The organism is Lutibacter sp. A80, assembly GCF_022429645.1.
Lineage (GTDB): Bacteria > Bacteroidota > Bacteroidia > Flavobacteriales > Flavobacteriaceae > Lutibacter.
Genome location: NZ_CP092480.1, coordinates 2,869,828 through 2,886,499, shown reverse-complemented (window position 1 = coordinate 2,886,499; position 16,672 = coordinate 2,869,828). Strand labels below are relative to the sequence as shown.

General features: G+C 28.8%; 19 protein-coding genes. 5 read left to right on the top strand and 14 right to left on the bottom strand.

Annotated features, from left to right (window positions below):
• Nucleotides 1–106 precede the first annotated feature (106 nt).
• The 3 genes from MHL31_RS11900 to MHL31_RS11890 are packed head-to-tail and all read left to right on the top strand — an operon-like array spanning nt 107 to nt 3,078.
• Nucleotides 107–1,066, top strand: a complete 960-nt coding sequence (locus tag MHL31_RS11900; RefSeq protein ID WP_240226173.1) for a lipopolysaccharide assembly protein LapB — start codon at nt 107–109, stop codon at nt 1,064–1,066.
• Nucleotides 1,067–1,840: a DUF4292 domain-containing protein gene (locus MHL31_RS11895; protein ID WP_240226172.1), complete on the top strand. Its 774-nt coding sequence runs from the start codon at nt 1,067–1,069 to the stop codon at nt 1,838–1,840. It begins immediately after the preceding gene.
• On the top strand, nt 1,840–3,078 hold the full coding sequence (locus tag MHL31_RS11890) for a murein hydrolase activator EnvC (RefSeq protein WP_240226171.1): 1,239 nt from the start codon (nt 1,840–1,842) through the stop codon (nt 3,076–3,078). Before MHL31_RS11895 ends, MHL31_RS11890 begins: the two co-directional genes overlap by 1 nt.
• Before the next feature lie 123 nt (nt 3,079–3,201).
• On the opposite strand, the gene MHL31_RS11885 is transcribed toward MHL31_RS11890, so the two are convergent.
• From MHL31_RS11885 to MHL31_RS11870, 4 genes are all read right to left on the bottom strand, one after another.
• A complete protein-coding gene (locus tag MHL31_RS11885) occupies nt 3,202–4,323 on the bottom strand; it encodes an MBL fold metallo-hydrolase (protein ID WP_240226170.1) in 1,122 nt (373 codons plus the stop codon).
• Between the two features lie 66 nt (nt 4,324–4,389).
• Nucleotides 4,390–5,169 carry an SDR family oxidoreductase gene (locus MHL31_RS11880; RefSeq protein ID WP_240226169.1) on the bottom strand — a complete coding sequence of 260 codons (780 nt, stop codon included), beginning with the start codon at nt 5,167–5,169 and terminating at the stop codon, nt 4,390–4,392.
• Between the two features lie 60 nt (nt 5,170–5,229).
• Complete coding sequence (locus MHL31_RS11875) at nt 5,230–5,796, bottom strand: TetR/AcrR family transcriptional regulator (RefSeq protein WP_240226168.1); 567 nt, start codon at nt 5,794–5,796, stop codon at nt 5,230–5,232.
• Nucleotides 5,797–5,875: 79 nt separating this feature from the next.
• Nucleotides 5,876–6,808, bottom strand: a complete 933-nt coding sequence (locus MHL31_RS11870; RefSeq protein ID WP_240226167.1) for a TIGR01212 family radical SAM protein — start codon at nt 6,806–6,808, stop codon at nt 5,876–5,878.
• Between the two features lie 44 nt (nt 6,809–6,852).
• Here MHL31_RS11870 and MHL31_RS11865 point away from each other — a divergent pair, with 44 nt between their 5' ends.
• Complete coding sequence (locus MHL31_RS11865) at nt 6,853–7,308, top strand: GreA/GreB family elongation factor (RefSeq protein ID WP_240226166.1); 456 nt, start codon at nt 6,853–6,855, stop codon at nt 7,306–7,308.
• Nucleotides 7,309–7,487: 179 nt separating this feature from the next.
• On the opposite strand, the gene MHL31_RS11860 is transcribed toward MHL31_RS11865, so the two are convergent.
• The 10 genes from MHL31_RS11860 to MHL31_RS11815 all read right to left on the bottom strand — a co-directional run bounded on the left by MHL31_RS11860 (nt 7,488) and on the right by MHL31_RS11815 (nt 13,779).
• Nucleotides 7,488–8,186: a thioredoxin family protein gene (locus MHL31_RS11860; protein WP_240226165.1), complete on the bottom strand. Its 699-nt coding sequence runs from the start codon at nt 8,184–8,186 to the stop codon at nt 7,488–7,490.
• 4 nt (nt 8,187–8,190) lie between these two features.
• Nucleotides 8,191–8,703: a TlpA disulfide reductase family protein gene (locus MHL31_RS11855; RefSeq protein ID WP_240226164.1), complete on the bottom strand. Its 513-nt coding sequence runs from the start codon at nt 8,701–8,703 to the stop codon at nt 8,191–8,193.
• 174 nt (nt 8,704–8,877) lie between these two features.
• Nucleotides 8,878–9,657 (bottom strand): sulfite exporter TauE/SafE family protein, encoded by a 780-nt coding sequence (locus MHL31_RS11850; RefSeq protein ID WP_240226163.1) that lies wholly within the window; start codon nt 9,655–9,657, stop codon nt 8,878–8,880.
• The gene (locus tag MHL31_RS11845) at nt 9,658–9,954 is read right to left on the bottom strand and encodes a metalloregulator ArsR/SmtB family transcription factor (protein ID WP_240226162.1); all 297 of its coding nucleotides are present in this window, start codon (nt 9,952–9,954) and stop codon (nt 9,658–9,660) included.
• Nucleotides 9,954–10,358, bottom strand: a complete 405-nt coding sequence (locus MHL31_RS11840; RefSeq protein WP_240226161.1) for a rhodanese-like domain-containing protein — start codon at nt 10,356–10,358, stop codon at nt 9,954–9,956. The genes MHL31_RS11845 and MHL31_RS11840 overlap by 1 nt, the downstream gene beginning before the upstream one ends.
• Before the next feature lie 177 nt (nt 10,359–10,535).
• The gene (locus MHL31_RS11835; protein ID WP_240226160.1) at nt 10,536–11,357 is read right to left on the bottom strand and encodes a YgcG family protein; all 822 of its coding nucleotides are present in this window, start codon (nt 11,355–11,357) and stop codon (nt 10,536–10,538) included.
• Nucleotides 11,358–11,795 carry a TPM domain-containing protein gene (locus tag MHL31_RS11830; RefSeq protein WP_240226159.1) on the bottom strand — a complete coding sequence of 146 codons (438 nt, stop codon included), beginning with the start codon at nt 11,793–11,795 and terminating at the stop codon, nt 11,358–11,360.
• Nucleotides 11,795–12,403, bottom strand: coding sequence for a LemA family protein (locus MHL31_RS11825; protein ID WP_240226158.1), 609 nt, complete (start codon nt 12,401–12,403; stop codon nt 11,795–11,797). Before MHL31_RS11825 ends, MHL31_RS11830 begins: the two co-directional genes overlap by 1 nt.
• 72 nt (nt 12,404–12,475) lie before the next feature.
• Entirely contained in the window at nt 12,476–12,808 is a 333-nt protein-coding gene (locus MHL31_RS11820; protein WP_240226157.1) for a MerR family transcriptional regulator, read from the bottom strand.
• Complete coding sequence (locus MHL31_RS11815) at nt 12,808–13,779, bottom strand: M23 family metallopeptidase (RefSeq protein WP_240226156.1); 972 nt, start codon at nt 13,777–13,779, stop codon at nt 12,808–12,810. Before MHL31_RS11815 ends, MHL31_RS11820 begins: the two co-directional genes overlap by 1 nt.
• 224 nt (nt 13,780–14,003) lie before the next feature.
• On the opposite strand from MHL31_RS11815, the gene alaS reads away from it, so the two are divergent.
• Nucleotides 14,004–16,616, top strand: coding sequence for an alanine--tRNA ligase (alaS, locus tag MHL31_RS11810; RefSeq protein ID WP_240226155.1), 2,613 nt, complete (start codon nt 14,004–14,006; stop codon nt 16,614–16,616).
• Nucleotides 16,617–16,672: the final 56 nt, after the last annotated feature.

The following is a 16,672-nucleotide window of genomic DNA, read 5'->3' as shown; positions in this document are numbered from 1 at the left end:
CTGCCATCCCTAACGCAATAATTAAAACTAAACACAAACAATTGATTTTAAAATTGAAAAAAATCAACTTTATATCACCTTAATAAATTGTATATTGCACTTTTATATGATTTTAAAGAAAATACATACTATATTTTTAGTTGGAATTGTGCTCTTTTCTGGTTTTTCATACGCTCAAAACACACAAAACCCCGAAGTTGAAAATTTAAAATTTCAGGAATACTTTTTTGAAGCATTAAAAGAAACTAGCACAAATAATTATTCAAAAGCTATTGAAAGCCTAGAGAAATGCAACTTAATTGATAGCGAAAATATGGCTGTTGATTTTGAATTTTCTAAGAATTATTTATTGCTAAAAAAATATTACGAGGCGGAAATATATATTAATCGTGCATTAACAAAAGAACCAAAAAACAGCTATTTATTAAAACATAAAGTTGCAATACTTAAAGCACAAAATAATTATACAGATGCCGTTGAAATTCAAAAGGAACTTGTAAAAATAAAGCCTTTTTATACCGACGAGCTAGTTTTGCTATATATTCAAAATAAAGAATTTAAAAAAGCAGAAGATTTAATTACAGAAATTGAAAATAAAGCACTTACCACATTAAAAGTAAAAAGACTTAAAACCTATTTAATCAACAGAAAAAAATTAGTAGAACAAAGGGATAGAATTACTGAAAATTTCCCTAAAAGTACAGATATTGAAAGTTTAAAAGCTTCTTATAAAAAAAATCAGAACTTTAAAACACTACTTCAAATTTTAAGTTACGAACTAGAGCACAATCATTTTGAAATGTTAGAGGCAGATAGTAAAAATGCATTGGAATTATATCCTACTCAACCAGTACTATATCAATTAAATGGTTACGCACTTAATAAACTTAAAAAATATAATGAAGCAATTGACGTTTTAACAATTGGCATTGATTTTGTGATTGACAACAATGAAATGGAAGTAAACTTCTACAATCAGTTAATAATAAGCTACCAAGGCTTAAATAACACTAAAGAAGTTTTAAAATACAAACAAAAAATAGACCGTTTAAAACAGGTAAATTAAATGAAACAGTTTTCTAAAATAGTATTAATCTTTTTATTAATTTTCACATCGTGTAAATCTAATAAAAGTACTGTTGATGCTAACATCAAAAATATTTCAACAAAAAAAATTATAAATAACCATTACAGTTCTAATTTTGACCAAAAAACAGTAGATGCAAAAATAAATGCTAAATTTAAAGATGATAAAACATCGGTAAGTTTCAGTATTAAATTGCGTTTAGAAAAAGATAAAACTATCTGGATGAGTGCAACGAAATTTGGTTTTCCTGTAGCAAAAGTAATGATAACACCTAACAGAGTTCTTTATTACGAAAAAATGAAAAAAACTTTTTTTGATGGAGATTTCTCTTTATTAAGTGAATGGCTTGGAACAGAATTAGATTATGAAAAAGTTCAAAACATTTTACTAGGACAAGCGGTTTTAAATCTAAAAAAAGGCAAATACAACTCAACAGTAACTAATAAATTATACCAATTACAACCTAAAAAAGATATAGAATTATTTGGTATTTTATTCTTTTTAAATTCAGATAATTTTAAAATAAATAAACAAGAAATTAGCAATAAAGAAAAACAACAGTTATTAACGGTTTCTTACCCAGATTATAATAAAATTAAAGGAGAACAGTTTCCGAAAAATATTAATATTAAAGCTGTAGATCATAAAAAATTAACAACCATAGATATTGAATACCGTACCGTTGAGTTTAATGAAGATTTAACTTTTCCGTTTTCAATACCAAATGGTTACAAAGAAATTAGTTTAAAATAATGCAATTTAAATTAAAGTACATTTTACTGCTTTTAATAGTATCTATTAGTATAAATAGTACTGCTCAAAAATCTAAACGACAAGTACTAGAGGCACGACGTGTGCAACTTCAAAAAGATCAAATATACATTAATGCGCTACTGTCTAACACAATAAGAACAGAAAAAAATGTATTAAATCAATTAAACGATCTTAAAGCTAAAATTAAAACAAGGCAAGAATTAATTAAGGCAATAGAAAATGAATCTAAAGAACTTAGCAACGAAATTTATACAAATCAACTTGAAATAAATAAAAATAAAAGAGCTTTAGAAGCCCTAAAAAAGGACTATGGCGAAATGATTTATAGTTCTTACAAAAGTAAGTCTCAAAATAGTAGAATTATGTTTTTATTATCTTCAGAAAATTTTTTCCAAGGCTATAAACGCTTTCAGTATATGAAACAATATACGGCTTTTAGAAAAAAACAAGGTGATGAGATTCATAAAAAAACTTCAGAATTACAAGCTTTAACAGACTCTTTACAAGTTAAAAAAGATCAAAAGAAAGCACTTTTAGATATACAAAAGCAAGAGCATTCTGTAATTGAAAAAGAAAAAAAGGAGCAAGAAGCTTTATTAGCTAAAGTAAAAAAGAAAGAAAACACCTATAAAAAACAAATTAAACAATTTCAAAAAGAAGAAAGCAGAGTTGCCAGTCAAATAGATAAGCTTATTAGAGCTGCAATTGCCGCATCTAACAAAAAATCTGGAGCTACTAAAACTACAACTACTTCTAAAAGCGCAACTTCATTTGCTTTAACTCCTGCTGCAAAAGAATTAAATTCAAAATTTAAATTAAATAAAGGTAAATTAGATTGGCCAGTAGAAAGAGGTTATGTTTCTACATTCTATGGCAAGCAACCTCACCCAATTGTAAAAACTACTACTATACAAAGTAATGGAGTTAGAATTACAACAGAAAAAGGCAGTAAAGCACGCGCTGTTTTTGATGGTACAGTATTAGCGGTTCAAGTAACATCTGGGAATAAAAAAGCTGTCTTAATTCAACACGGTAATTATATAACTGTATATAAAAATTTAGAAAACACCTTTGTAAAATCTGGTGACAATGTAAAAACCAAACAAGAAATTGGTACTATTTTTACCGATAAAATTACTGGAAAAACCATTTTAGGATTTGAATTTTGGAACAATACCCATAAAGAAAATCCAAGACCTTGGATTTACAAAATGTAACTTGCTTTTATAATTAACAAAGTAAATATAAACGCGTTTAAACCGAGTTATAGCCAGTAAATAATCTCCAATTTTATAAATCTCGAAATAAGAAATTTAAATATGTATTTTCTTATATTATTTTTATTTCAACCACCAATGTGAAAATGGAAAATCTTCTCCATTTAAAACAATTGCCTCTCCCAGTTTTGGGGTACTTATTTGTACATTTAATTCAGCTGCTTTTTTTGTTGCTCTAATAATTGGATCGTTCCAGGCGTGTAGTGCTAATTTAAAAGCACCCCAGTGAATTGGCATAATTAAATCTGCTTTTACATCAATAGAAGCCAAAATTGTTTCTTCTGGAGTCATATGTATATGTGCCCATTGTTCGTTATATTGCCCACATTCCATCATTGCAAAATCAAAAGGCCCATATTTTTCACCTATTTCTTTAAAGTGCTTTCCATAACCTCTATCTCCACTAAAATAAATACTAGAATTTTTAGATTTTAACACCCAAGAACTCCATAATGTATTGTTTCTTGTAAAACCTCTTCCCGAAAAATGACGAGCAGGCGTAGCTACAAATTCAATCCCATTTAAATTTTTACTCTCCCACCAATCGAATTCAGTAATTTTAGATGCAGCTACTCCCCATGCTGTTAAATGCGATTTTATACCCAAAGGAACATAAAATTGCTTTACTTTTAAATGCAATTTTTGAATAGATTCATAATCCAAATGATCGTAATGATCGTGTGAAATTAAGACCAAATCAATTTCTGGTAATTCTTCAATTGCAATTGGTAATTCTTTATTAAACCTAGCATTTCCCAATAATGGATGTGGTGCTGGCACTTCACCTAACATTGGATCTATAAAAATATTTAAGCCTTCCATTTCTACAAATAATGCAGAATGACCAAACCAAGTTATTCTAGGTTGTTTAGGTTTTTTATCAAAATATGTTTTAGATAATTTTTTTGAAAGTAATTCTTGTTCAGGAACTTTATTATCTCCATTGGTAAAAAATTTAGGAATGGTGCTTAATTTCATTCCAGTACTAGCCAACGTTAACTCTAAATTTTTAAATGTTCCATCTCCGTTATAATTAGGCGATTGTTCAATTTTAACTAGACTTTCTTTAGATGGTTTACCGCCAAACTGTGGACTTAAATTAACAAATAATACTACAAATACTATTATTAAAAGTATAATTCCGATAGTTCCTATCAACATTCTTTTTACTATTTTTTTTATCATTTTTAATGATAGCTATTGTATTAAATTAATTGGTTAAAATATTCAGTTTAACTTTTTATAAGCCTATTATTTTACTTCTTGCATTTTACGAATTTGTTTTAACAACATTTTTTTTGGAGTAAAAGGAATCATTGCCATCATTATTTTTTGCATAAATGTTAAACCAGAAATAACATCTAACTTACCTTTTAACATTGCATTATAACCATCTTTAGCAACACTACGAGCAGTAACTGTATTTTTAAACATATCCGTTTTATCCATTCCAGAAGTAGCACCAAACTCACTTTCTGTAGCACCCGGCATTAAATTAGTTACCGAAATATTAGTATCTTTTAATTCTTCTGTAAGTGCGTTACTAAAAAAAGTAACATACGCTTTAGTAGCAAAGTAAACGGCTTGTAGTGGACCAGGCATAAAACTAGCAGTAGAAGACGTATTTAATATTTTACCACTATTTTTTTGAAGAAAATCTTGAAGAAATAAATGTGTAAGCGCTGTTAATGAAGTCACATTTAAATTAATCATAGAGATTTGTCTATCTAAATCTAATTGATAAAATTTACCTAAGGCTCCAAAACCTGCATTATTTATTAAATAATCAATTTCAATACCTTGTTTTTTAACTTCGGAATAAATACTATTAGCTGCAGTTAAATCACTTAAATCTTTGGCAATTACAACAACTTTTATTCTGTATTTTTCTTCCAATTCTTGTTTAAGTTGAATTAATTTATGCTCATTTCTAGCAATAATTATTAAATCTCCACCTTTTGAAGCATGAAGTATTGCTAATTCTTTACCAATTCCTGTACTTGCTCCTGTAATTAATGCTACATTTTTCATTTTAAATAATTTATTTTGTCAATCGATTGATTATTCAGTCAATTATATAGTTAAATTTTTTTATGGTTTTAGATAGTTATAAAACATTTCCCAAGATTGTTCAACAAAAACTTGATTCGTTCTTTTTTCAGGAAATTGTTCTAAATAATTAACCATAGATACAATTAATCCGAACATAGATCCTATTAAAAAATTACTATCAGTATTTCTAATAAGCTTTTTATCAATATACTCTTGAATAAAATTATTAAATAGTTCATATTTTTCAATAATTTCTGGATGGTGTTTAACCCTTTCTGAACAACTTGTATTATCTAATTGTAATAAAAACTTAAACTCTATAGCATTATCTATTGCCCAGCTCCAAGAATTAGACCAGATTAAACGCAACTTTCCAAGATCTGATTTAATACTATGTATATCTTTAAAAATAGAATTTGAAAACTCTTTTTTTAAAGAAACATACAATTCATCAATTAAATCATCTTTGGTTTTAAAATAATGAAATAGAATTCCAGCACTAACTCCAGCTTCTTTTGAAATTGCTGATGTTGGTGTAGCATGCAAACCTCTTTCTACAAAAAGTTTAGTTGCTGCTTCTAACAATAATTCTCTTTTATCTTTCATTTATTGACTAATCACTCAACAAAAGTAACACATTTATTTTAAATAAAAAACAAATAAATATACGCTAATTTGTAAATTGTTAATTATGCCAATTTTTCCCCTGCCAATTATCTGAACTTTGAAGATTTTTATCAATTTTTGCTACAATTTCAAAGTTTTTAAGCCCACCCCATTTAGGTGCAATTAATAGGTCTTTTGGTGCTTCACTAATAAAACGTTCCACAACTATATCTGGTCTTAAATAAGTAATAAATTCTGAAATAAAAGCTATATAATCTTCCGCAGTAAACAAGTTAAAACTCTCAGGATTTCTTTTATATTGAACCGCCATTACCGAGTTTTTTACAATCTGTAAATGATGTAATTTTAAAGTTGAAATTGGTAATTTAGACAATTCCAACGCATGGTTCATTAATGCTTCTTTATTTTCACCAGGCAATCCTAAAATAATATGTGCTCCTAGATGAAAGCCTTTATTATTACATAAATTAAAAGTAGCTTTTGTTTCTTCAAAGGTATGACAACGATTTACCTTTAATAGCGTTGCTTCGTTGGTGCTTTCTACACCAAATTCTAGAGAAATAAAATACGATTTAGAAAGTTCATCTAAAAATTCAATAATTTCTTTTGAAATACAATCTGGACGTGTTCCAATAACCAAGCCAACAACTTTTGGAACACTTAAAGCTTCCAAATACAACTGTTTTAACGATTCAAAATCGGAATAGGTATTTGTATAAGCTTGAAAATATGCCAAAAATTTGTTGTTCTTCCCTTTTCTAGAAAAGAATTTTATACCTTGTTCTAATTGTGTTTTAACACTTTTTTGAGGTTCGCAATAATCTGGGTTAAAAGTATTATTATTGCAATATGTACAGCCACCAAAACCTTTTGTTCCGTCTCTGTTTGGACAAGAAAATCCAATATCTAATGAAATTTTTTGTACGCGTTCACCAAAATTTAATTTAATGAATGAGCTATAATCTAAATACCGTTTTCCTGTAATTTGCATAATTAACTGCAAAATTAAGAATTGTTATTTTTACAACACTTTATATGAAGAATTATTTAAAAATAAAACAACAATTACTTGAACACTGCTTTTACTTTGTTCAACAAAAAAGTACTGTTATTAGCCAAAGTATAGCTTCTAACAAAAACGATTTGTTTTCGGAAACAAAAAGCTCTGCTGGTGATAAACACGAAACCGGAAGAGCAATGATTCAGTTAGAAATGGAAAAAGCAAGTCAACAATTAGCTGAAATTACAGCTATGAATACAGTTTTAAACAAAGTTACTATTGACAAACCTACTAAAGTTATTTGCTTAGGAAGTCTTATTAAAACAACAAAAGGTACTTATTTTTTAGCAATTAGTGTAGGAAAAATCTTAATTGAAAATGTTGCTTATTTTATAATCTCGGCGCAATCTCCTATTGGAAAGCAGTTATTAGGACAAAAAGTTGGTGCAACACTAGCTTTTAACAATGCCGAAATTTTAGAGATTTTTTAAGAAATACATTCTTTCTGTCTAGAATTGCATCAAACAATTTTAACATTTGAGTTTCTTCTCCAAATGTTAAAATTGTAGATACAAATAATACTAGAAGTATTTTTCATTATTAATAAAATAAACTTTTAATAATAATATTGCTGTTTACTATTTATAAACAAGCATAAATACTACTTTAATTAAATTGCTTTTACAGGGCATCCAATTGCTTTAGTAAAAGTAACTTCTGGTGTTGTTCCTTTTTGAAGCGCCTGTATAGCGTTTTCAAGGTATTTTACTTTAACATTAGCCGCAGACCTAGCATTATCGTCTATTGTACCAATGTATTGTACTTTTTTATCGCTATCTAATAAAAATACGTGAGGTGTTCTAACGGCTCCATATTTTGGAAAAACATCATGGTTTTCATCAGCTAAATAAACAAAAGGAAATTTCTTTTCTGCTGCTCTTTTTTGCATTGATTCAAAATTTTCTTTCGCGTTATTTTCACTTACATTTGGGTTAATAGCTACTACAGCATATCCTTGTGAAACATATTTATTATGAAGCTCTATTAAACGATCTTCATACATTTTAGCAAACGGGCATTCATTACAAGTAAATACTACAATATATCCTTTTGCATTTTTAATATCTGCTAAAGAAAACATAGTACCGTCAACATTTTTAAGATTAAAGTCAGTAGCAACTTCACCTATTTTATAACCTCCAATTTCATCCAAAGTTTTAGTTTGTTCAGGACTGTGACCACCTTTTGGAGGTCCTTTACGCTCACCATTTTGTGGTGGTCCCTTTCTTTCTTGCGCGTTTGTATTTATAGTTGTTAAAAAACTACATAAAATTAAAATTACTATGAATGTTAAATTACTTTTCTTCATTTTTTTAGTTATTTATTGTGTTATTAATTTCAGTTTCTAAGTCTTCAATATTTTCAAAAGCACGTTCGTGAAAAGAGCGCTTATTTTTATTAAATATTATGGTAAATGGAATTGCACCAGACCAATTAGGGTCAATTTTATCTATCCAAGTATTTGCATCTGGATCGTCTAAAAGCACAACTTTTGATGTAATCCCTTTTTGTTCTAAAAATGGTTTAAGTTTTGTTTCAATATCTTCAGGAAAATCAAGACTCACAAAAATCATTTCTACATTTTCATTATTTTTTTCATACGCTTGAAAAATTGGTAACTCTTTTACGCAAGGAGCACACCACATAGCCCAAAAATTTACAATATGTATTTTTTCTGAATCTGTATATAATAAAGGCTCTAATTCAGAAAAGTTATAAACCGGTATGGTAGCGTTATTTAATGGTTGTTTTGCAACTATTTCTTTATTATCTGAAGTAAATCCAACAAAGAATAAAGAAATTAGTAGTAAAATAGTATTTTGCATTGTACGTATTATTTAATCTTTAGCTTATAGAATTCAGATTATTAATCTTATCAATTCTAATAAAACGTCCAACAAATCTAATATAATACCTTCTTATTAAAATGTTAAAATTTTTAAAATGAGTATATTACTACTATTTTTTTAAAAAATTATCTAATATTAAAGGTAAAAAAATCAATATAAAACATTAATAATCATAATAATAGAAGCTATCAATTGCGTACTAGCAAAAAGATATTTTAAATTTTTAGATTTTGACTCTAAAGCCATTTTAGCACCCAAAAAACCACCAATAACACCTCCTAAGGCTAAAGGTATCGCTAAATTAAAATCAAATATACCCGCACCAATATGCCCAAAAAATCCTGCTGCTGCAGAAATAGACACCAAGGTTGTAGAAGTTCCAACAGCCGTGTGCATTGGCACATTCATGCTTAATAACATTAATGGCACTAAAAAAGATCCTCCAGAAACGCCTACCATTCCTGACAAAAAACCAGTTAATAACACAATTGGAACGGTAACTAATAAATTTACTTTAAACACATCACCATTTGATGCTAACGAAACAACCCATTTAGTATTATTTTTAAGCTTTTGTTTTGGTTTTTTTAGCATTAATAAAGCTGCTATAAACATAAATACTGCAAAAATTACCTTAAGTACTTTTTCATTAAAAAACTGCCCATAAAATCCACCAGCCATTGCAGAAATAAATAATAAAACACCTAAAAAAAAGGTTAACTTCCAATGGTTCATTTTTTGTTTACTAAAAAGTATCGCAGCCATTAATGATGAGCACATTAAAATAAATTGTCCCGTTGAAGCAGATAAATTCATACTAATACCTGAAAATACCAATGCAAGAACATAAAAATTTCCACCACCTCTTCCTGTCATTGTCATTAAAAATGCAATTAACATTATAATAACTCCAAGTAACCAAATGCTCATTTATTTATTTTTTTTGATAACCTTAACTGCACAAGTCATAAAATCTAACACACAAGGAATAGCTAAACTATAATAAATATAATTTTTAACTTTTTCCCCTTTAATTATTCTGTGATTTTTTAGAATACTTAAATGTTTCGACATAGTAGATATATCAACACCTACCAATGCGGTAAGTTCCTTTACAGACATAGCCTCATCTTTTATTGTATGAATAATAAATAAGCGCGTTGGGTGTGCCAATGCTTTAAAAAGTTCTGCTTTCTCTAGAAATTTATTTTCTATATCTTTATTCACTAGTCTTGTTTTTTAGAACTTACTGTTTTATATTCGGCTAAATTCCATCCATTTATACCATCAGCTATAAATATAATTTTCCCTTTATATTCTAACTCTATAAGTTTTTCAATAATAATTCCACCTCTTTTATTGTTAGAGCAATACACTATAAACTCTTCTTTATCGATATAATTTTTTAATTCTATTGAAGACGATTCACTAAAAGCATCTATATTTACAGCTCCTTCAATATGCGTATCTGCAAACATTTCAGCACTTCTACCATCAATCATTATAGTATTTATTGTATCTCTACTAACAACTATTTCTAAAACATCTTTTGCCGCTATTTTTTCTATTGTTTGACCAATTGCATTTAAACCAAAAAGTAAACTGATTACTATGGAAGTATATTTTTTCATATTACTAACAAATTTTGTATTTGGCAAAATTACCAAATAGTTATTATAAATAAGAAAATAAATTATAAAATATATTGAGTAGTATTAAAACCACTAAAAAACAAAGAGGTAATTAAATATGATTTAGAAACTTAACGTATCATTAGCACTTTAAAATACATAATTTTATTAAATTTTTTACCAGCTTCCTCCTGCTCCACCACCAGAGAAACCTCCGCCGCCGAAACCTCCACCGAAGCCTCCGCCTCCAAATCCACCGCTAGATGATCCACCTCCAAAGCTTCCGCCTCCAAAACCGCCTCTTCCAACACGACTTAGTATAATTGCATTTAATATATCTGCAGCTGTAGAATTATCTTTAAAGCCACCGCTTCCATTACCTCCTCCTTTATTTTTTTTAGAAAAAATAATTAATAAGAAAACAATAAAAATTACAATAATAAAAATTGATGGAAACCCATCATTACCGCTTTCAGCAGGAGCTGTATTTTTATAAGTACCGTTTAACACTTCAAAAACAGCATAAGTTCCTTTGTCTAAACCACTATAATAATCACCTTTTTTAAACTCTGGTATAATTACATTTCTAATAATTGTACCAGTTGTACCTGCCGTTAATTTATGCTCTACACCATAGCCTGGAGAAATCCATATTTTACGTTCTTTATTTGCTAACAGAATAAAAACTCCATTATCTTCTTTAGCTTGACCTATTCCCCATTGATGAGCCCATTTTGGAGTTAAAATACCAATATCTTCCCCTTCAAGAGTTTCAATAGTTGCAATTACAATTTGCGTTGAAGTTGAATCGGAATAACTAATAAGCTTTTGTTCTAAAGTGCTTTTTTGTGAAGCCGATAATAGGTTTGCATAATCGTAAACACTTGTTTGTAATTCTGGTTTTTCAGGTATTGTAAATTGCCCAAATGCAACTTGAAAAAACAAAATTGCAGCAAAAAAAAGAGTGTATTTTTTTAACATGTTGTGTGTAAAAATCATTTATCCTTTAGAAATTTCGTCAGATAATTCGTTAATATCATTTTGCTGATAAGGAAAAAATTGTTTTAATTTTTCTCCAATTTCTATAATTGCTAATTGCAATCCTTTAGTAAAATCACCTTTTTTAAAATGTGTAAGCATTAAGGACAATTCTTCATCCCAAAAATTTGTTGGAACTAAGTTATTAATTCCTTCATCGCCTAGAATGGCAATTTTTTTACTTTCAACAGCTACGTAAATAAGTATGCCATTTCTTAGTTCTGTTTTATCCATTTCTAACAAATAAAAAACCTCCAATGCTCTATCCATTGGAGATTTTTCTGTAAATTTTTCTATATGAACACGTATTTCACCTGAAGTATTTTTTTCTGAAACTTGAATAGTATCAACTAAAACCTGTTCTTGCGCTGTTGTTAAAAAATCTTCAACTTTAGACATTATTCTTTTTTTCCGAAATCAAATTCTACATTAGGTGCTTTTTCTAAACCAGCTTCAGCTTCAAAATAAGGTTTTCCTTCAAAATCAAAAAATCCAGCTAATATATTGTTTGGAAACGTTTTAACATGATTATTAAATGGCTTAATAGCTTCATTAAAACGTGTACGTGCTGTTAAAATCTGATTTTCTGTACTTGCCAACTCGTCTTGTAATTTTAAGAAATTCTGATTTGCTTTTAAATCTGGATAACGTTCTACTGTAACCAATAAACTTTTTAAAGCACCACTTAAACCACCTTGTACTTGGTTAAATTGTGCTAACTGCTCTGGACTAATATTTGAAGGATCAATATTTACAGATGTAGCTTTTGCTCTAGCTTCAATAACTTGTGTTAAAGTCTCTTTTTCAAAATCTGCTGCACCTTGAACTGTTTTTACAAGATTTCCAATTAAATCTCCTCTACGCTGGTAAGCTGTTTCTACATTACCCCAACTTTCTGAAACATTTTCATTTAATTGTATTCCAGTATTGTAAAATCCTTTAACCCAAGAATAGCCTCCAAAAACTAGTAATGCTATTATAATTACAGGTATTAACCACTTTTTCATGTTTTGATGTTTTTTAATTTATACTTAATTAGTTGTTTTATTTGTTACAATGTTACTAAATTAATAAAAAATTTAAGAAATTTCTTTTTTAATATTAATCAATTCTGCTTTTATAGATTCTAATCTTAAAATAATATCATGATTCCCTTTTACAATTTTTGGTTGTTGTTTCATTTTAATTTTAGCGCCTTCTAAAGTAAACCCTTTCTCTTTAACTAAATGATATATTAATTGTAAATTTTTAAGATCTTCTGGAGTAAATAACCGATTGCCCTTATTGTTCTTTTTAGGTTTTAATATGTCAAATTCTTTTTCCCAAAAGCGAATATGCGAAGTATTTAAGCCAAATGCTTTTGCAACTTCACCTATTTTATAATAACGTTTTTCTGGTAAATCTATATACATTAATCAAGTGATTGTCCTTCTTTTTGAGCTTCTTTTTGCATTGCTTCAAATTCTTCAGGAGATAAATCTCCGTAATAGAAATTAATAGGGTTTATTTTTTTTCCATTTTTATGAATTTCATAATGTAAATGTGGTGCTTGAGAACGTCCTGTATTACCAACAAAACCAATTAAATCTCCACGTTTTACTTTTTGACCTTTTTTAACATTGTATTTACTGAGGTGTGCATACAAAGAAAGATAGCCAAAACCGTGGTTAATTCTAATATGTTTTCCGTACCCCGATGAGTTTTGATCAGCTCTAGTTACTGTACCATCTCCAGAGGCGTAAACTGGCGTTCCTCTTGGTGCTGTAAAATCCATTCCCCAATGCCTTTTACGCGCTTTTGTAAACGGGTCAGTTCTCCATCCATAACCAGAAGCCATACGTGTTAAATCTTCTTTTTTTACAGGTTGAATTGCTGGAATTGCAGCTAATAACTTCTCTTTATTTTCTGCTAATTTTACAATTTCATCTAACGATTTTGATTGTACATATAATTGTTTAGATAAAATATCCATGTTTTTAGTAACATCAATTATCATTTGAGAATTATCAAAACCTTCTAATGCTTTATATCTATTTACACCTCCAAAACCTGCCGTTCTTTGCTCTTCTGGTATTGGGTTAACTTCAAAATACAATCTATAAATATTATTATCTCTATCCTGAATTTCCTTTAATATTTTATCTAACTGAGCTATTTTTTTAGCGTGTAACTCCTCATTAAGCTTTACAAATTCTAATTCGCGCTTTAATTCTTTTTCTTTAGGAGATTCAAAAATTGGAGTAAATACAACAAAACCGAGTATCATAAACACAAAACCTCCAAGCAATGTAAGCAATATGCCCTTAATTTTTTGCCCTTTTTTAGGTTTTATCTTTTGATAAGATAAAGTATCAGAATCATAATAATATTTTACTTTCGCCATTGTGTATAATTTATCTTATTTTTGCATAACAAAACGCCATATTATTAAATTTTATTGCGGTGCAGATTTAACAAAATTACAAAATGTTTTACAAATTAGTTAAAGCACATGTAATTTAGCATATAATTAACATAGAAATTGTCTAGAATAATACCCTAAATACAATAAAAAATTAATGTATTTTATATTATTTGAAACCATAAAAAATAAGTAATATTTTACAAATGAAATCACAAGAAATCCGTCAACAGTTTTTAGACTTTTTTGCATCAAAAAAACACACCATTGTTCCCTCAGCTCCAATGGTTTTAAAAAACGATCCGACATTAATGTTTAATAATGCTGGAATGGTACCTTTTAAAGAATATTTTTTAGGTCAAAAAAACGCCGTAAATAAACGTGTTTCCGACTCGCAAAAATGTTTACGTGTTTCTGGAAAACATAACGATTTAGAAGAGGTAGGTAAAGATACATACCACCATACTATGTTTGAAATGCTAGGGAACTGGAGTTTTGGTGATTACTTTAAAAAAGAAGCTATAGAATGGGCTTGGGAATTTTTAGTAGATGTTTTAAAAATTGATAAAGATTGTTTGTATGTCTCTGTTTTTGAAGGTGCTGAAGAAGATGGATTAGAATTTGATCAGGAAGCTTACGATATTTGGAAACAACATATTAGCGAAGACCGTATTATAAACGGAAATAAAAAAGATAATTTCTGGGAAATGGGAGCGCAAGGACCTTGTGGACCTTGTTCTGAAATTCATGTTGATATCCGTTCTGCTGAAGAAAAAGCTAAAGTTTCTGGAAAAAGTTTAGTTAATATGGATCATCCACAGGTTGTAGAAATATGGAATTTAGTTTTTATGGAATTTAATCGTATGGCCGATGGTTCTTTAGAAAAATTACCTGCACAACATGTAGATACAGGAATGGGATTTGAGCGTTTATGTATGGTTTTACAAAATAAACAATCTAATTACGATACCGATGTTTTTACACCTCTTATTAGAGAAGTTGAAACAATAACTAACAACGATTATGGTAAAAATGAAGAAATAGATATTGCCATTCGTGTAATTTCAGACCACGTAAGAGCTGTTGCTTTTGCAATTGCAGACGGACAATTACCTTCTAACAATGGTGCTGGATATGTAATTAGACGTATTTTAAGAAGAGCCATTCGTTATGGATTTACTTTTTTAAATACCAAAGAACCTTTTATTTACAAATTAGTTAATACACTGAGCAAACAAATGGGGCCTTATTTCCCAGAGTTAATAGCTCAAAAACAATTAATAACCAATGTTATTAAAGAAGAAGAAAATTCATTCTTAAAAACTTTAGATCAAGGGTTGGTATTATTAGATGGAATTATAGCTAATACAAATGGAACTGAGGTTTCTGGTAAAAAAGCTTTTCAATTATACGATACTTATGGATTCCCAATAGATTTAACAGCCTTAATTCTTTCTGAAAAAGGAATGACTTTAAATGAAGAAGGTTTTAAAAGTGAATTGGAAAAACAAAAAAATAGATCTAGAGCTGCTGCTGCTGTAGAAACAGATGACTGGGTTGTTTTATACGAAGATGATGAAGTTGAATTTATTGGATATGATACTTTAAAAGCTAAAGTTAAAATTACCCGCTATCGTAAAGTTTCTTCTAAAAAAGATGGCGATTTATACCAGTTAGTATTTAACTTAACTCCTTTTTACCCTGAAGGAGGTGGACAAGTTGGAGACAAAGGTTATATAGAAGTAGATAATGGAAATGTAATTTATATTGTAAATACCAAAAAAGAAAACAATTTAATAATTCACTTCACTAAAAATCTACCAAAAGATCCAACTCAAACTTTTAACGTTACAGTAGATGAAAAACAACGTTTTAGAACTGCTTGTAACCATACAGCTACACATTTATTACACCAAGCACTACGAGAAGTTTTAGGTACTCACGTAGAACAAAAAGGCTCTGCAGTTCATTCAAAACATTTGCGTTTTGATTTTTCTCACTTTGCAAAATTAACTGTTGATGAATTGCGCGAAGTAGAGGATTTTGTAAATGCACGTATAGACAATAAAATTCCTTTACAAGAATTTAGAAATATTCCAATGGAAACCGCTCTTGATAAAGGAGCAATGGCTCTATTTGGCGAAAAATATGGAGATACAGTACGTGCCATTCAATTTGGTCAATCTGTAGAACTTTGTGGTGGTTGCCACGTTCAAAATACAAGCGATATTTGGCATTTTAAAATTACTTCAGAAAGTGCAATTGCTGCTGGTGTTAGACGTATTGAAGCTATTACTAGTGATGCCACAAAAGACTTTTATTTTGAAAACAACAGAGCATTTTTCGAAATAAAAGATTACTTAAAAGGCGCTAAAAATCCTTTAAAAACTATTATAGATTTACAAGAAGAAAATACAAGTCTTAAAAAACAAATTGAAAGCCTTTTAAAAGACAAAGCTAAAAACTTAAAAGGTGAATTAATTAACGAAGTTGAAGTTATAAATGACATTAACTTTTTAACTAAAAAAATAGATCTAGATCAAAATAGTATTAAAGATTTATGCTTTGATCTAGAAAAAAGCGTTGACAATTTATTTGTGTTATTTGGAACTGAAAAAGAAGGAAAAGCATTTTTAACTTGTTTTATTTCTAAAAATTTAGTCGCTGAAAGAGACTTAAATGCTGGTAAAGTTGTACGTGAATTAGGAAAATTAATTCAAGGTGGCGGTGGCGGACAGCCATTTTTTGCAACCGCTGGTGGTAGAAACCCTGAAGGAATTGAAAAAGCTTTAAGTGAAGTAAAAAAATATATTGTTTAAACACATAACATCACTCTAAACTTGATTCTCAGTGTCATAAAAAAACCTGAAATAAA

Bases quoted from the DNA above. Each gene is read 5' to 3' on its own strand.
- MHL31_RS11885 (WP_240226170.1), bottom strand. From the start codon at position 4,323: ATGATAAAAAAAATAGTAAAAAGAATGTTGATAGGAACTATCGGAATT.
- MHL31_RS11890 (WP_240226171.1), top strand. From the start codon at position 1,840: ATGCAATTTAAATTAAAGTACATTTTACTGCTTTTAATAGTATCTATT.
- MHL31_RS11815 (WP_240226156.1), bottom strand. From the start codon at position 13,779: ATGGCGAAAGTAAAATATTATTATGATTCTGATACTTTATCTTATCAA.
- MHL31_RS11855 (WP_240226164.1), bottom strand. From the start codon at position 8,703: ATGCAAAATACTATTTTACTACTAATTTCTTTATTCTTTGTTGGATTT.
- MHL31_RS11895 (WP_240226172.1), top strand. From the start codon at position 1,067: ATGAAACAGTTTTCTAAAATAGTATTAATCTTTTTATTAATTTTCACA.
- MHL31_RS11860 (WP_240226165.1), bottom strand. From the start codon at position 8,186: ATGAAGAAAAGTAATTTAACATTCATAGTAATTTTAATTTTATGTAGT.
- alaS (WP_240226155.1), top strand. From the start codon at position 14,004: ATGAAATCACAAGAAATCCGTCAACAGTTTTTAGACTTTTTTGCATCA.
- MHL31_RS11865 (WP_240226166.1), top strand. From the start codon at position 6,853: ATGAAGAATTATTTAAAAATAAAACAACAATTACTTGAACACTGCTTT.
- MHL31_RS11825 (WP_240226158.1), bottom strand. From the start codon at position 12,403: ATGAAAAAGTGGTTAATACCTGTAATTATAATAGCATTACTAGTTTTT.
- MHL31_RS11835 (WP_240226160.1), bottom strand. From the start codon at position 11,357: ATGATTTTTACACACAACATGTTAAAAAAATACACTCTTTTTTTTGCT.
- MHL31_RS11840 (WP_240226161.1), bottom strand. From the start codon at position 10,358: ATGAAAAAATATACTTCCATAGTAATCAGTTTACTTTTTGGTTTAAAT.
- MHL31_RS11830 (WP_240226159.1), bottom strand. From the start codon at position 11,795: ATGTCTAAAGTTGAAGATTTTTTAACAACAGCGCAAGAACAGGTTTTA.
- MHL31_RS11820 (WP_240226157.1), bottom strand. From the start codon at position 12,808: ATGTATATAGATTTACCAGAAAAACGTTATTATAAAATAGGTGAAGTT.
- MHL31_RS11850 (WP_240226163.1), bottom strand. From the start codon at position 9,657: ATGAGCATTTGGTTACTTGGAGTTATTATAATGTTAATTGCATTTTTA.
- MHL31_RS11880 (WP_240226169.1), bottom strand. From the start codon at position 5,169: ATGAAAAATGTAGCATTAATTACAGGAGCAAGTACAGGAATTGGTAAA.
- MHL31_RS11900 (WP_240226173.1), top strand. From the start codon at position 107: ATGATTTTAAAGAAAATACATACTATATTTTTAGTTGGAATTGTGCTC.
- MHL31_RS11870 (WP_240226167.1), bottom strand. From the start codon at position 6,808: ATGCAAATTACAGGAAAACGGTATTTAGATTATAGCTCATTCATTAAA.
- MHL31_RS11875 (WP_240226168.1), bottom strand. From the start codon at position 5,796: ATGAAAGATAAAAGAGAATTATTGTTAGAAGCAGCAACTAAACTTTTT.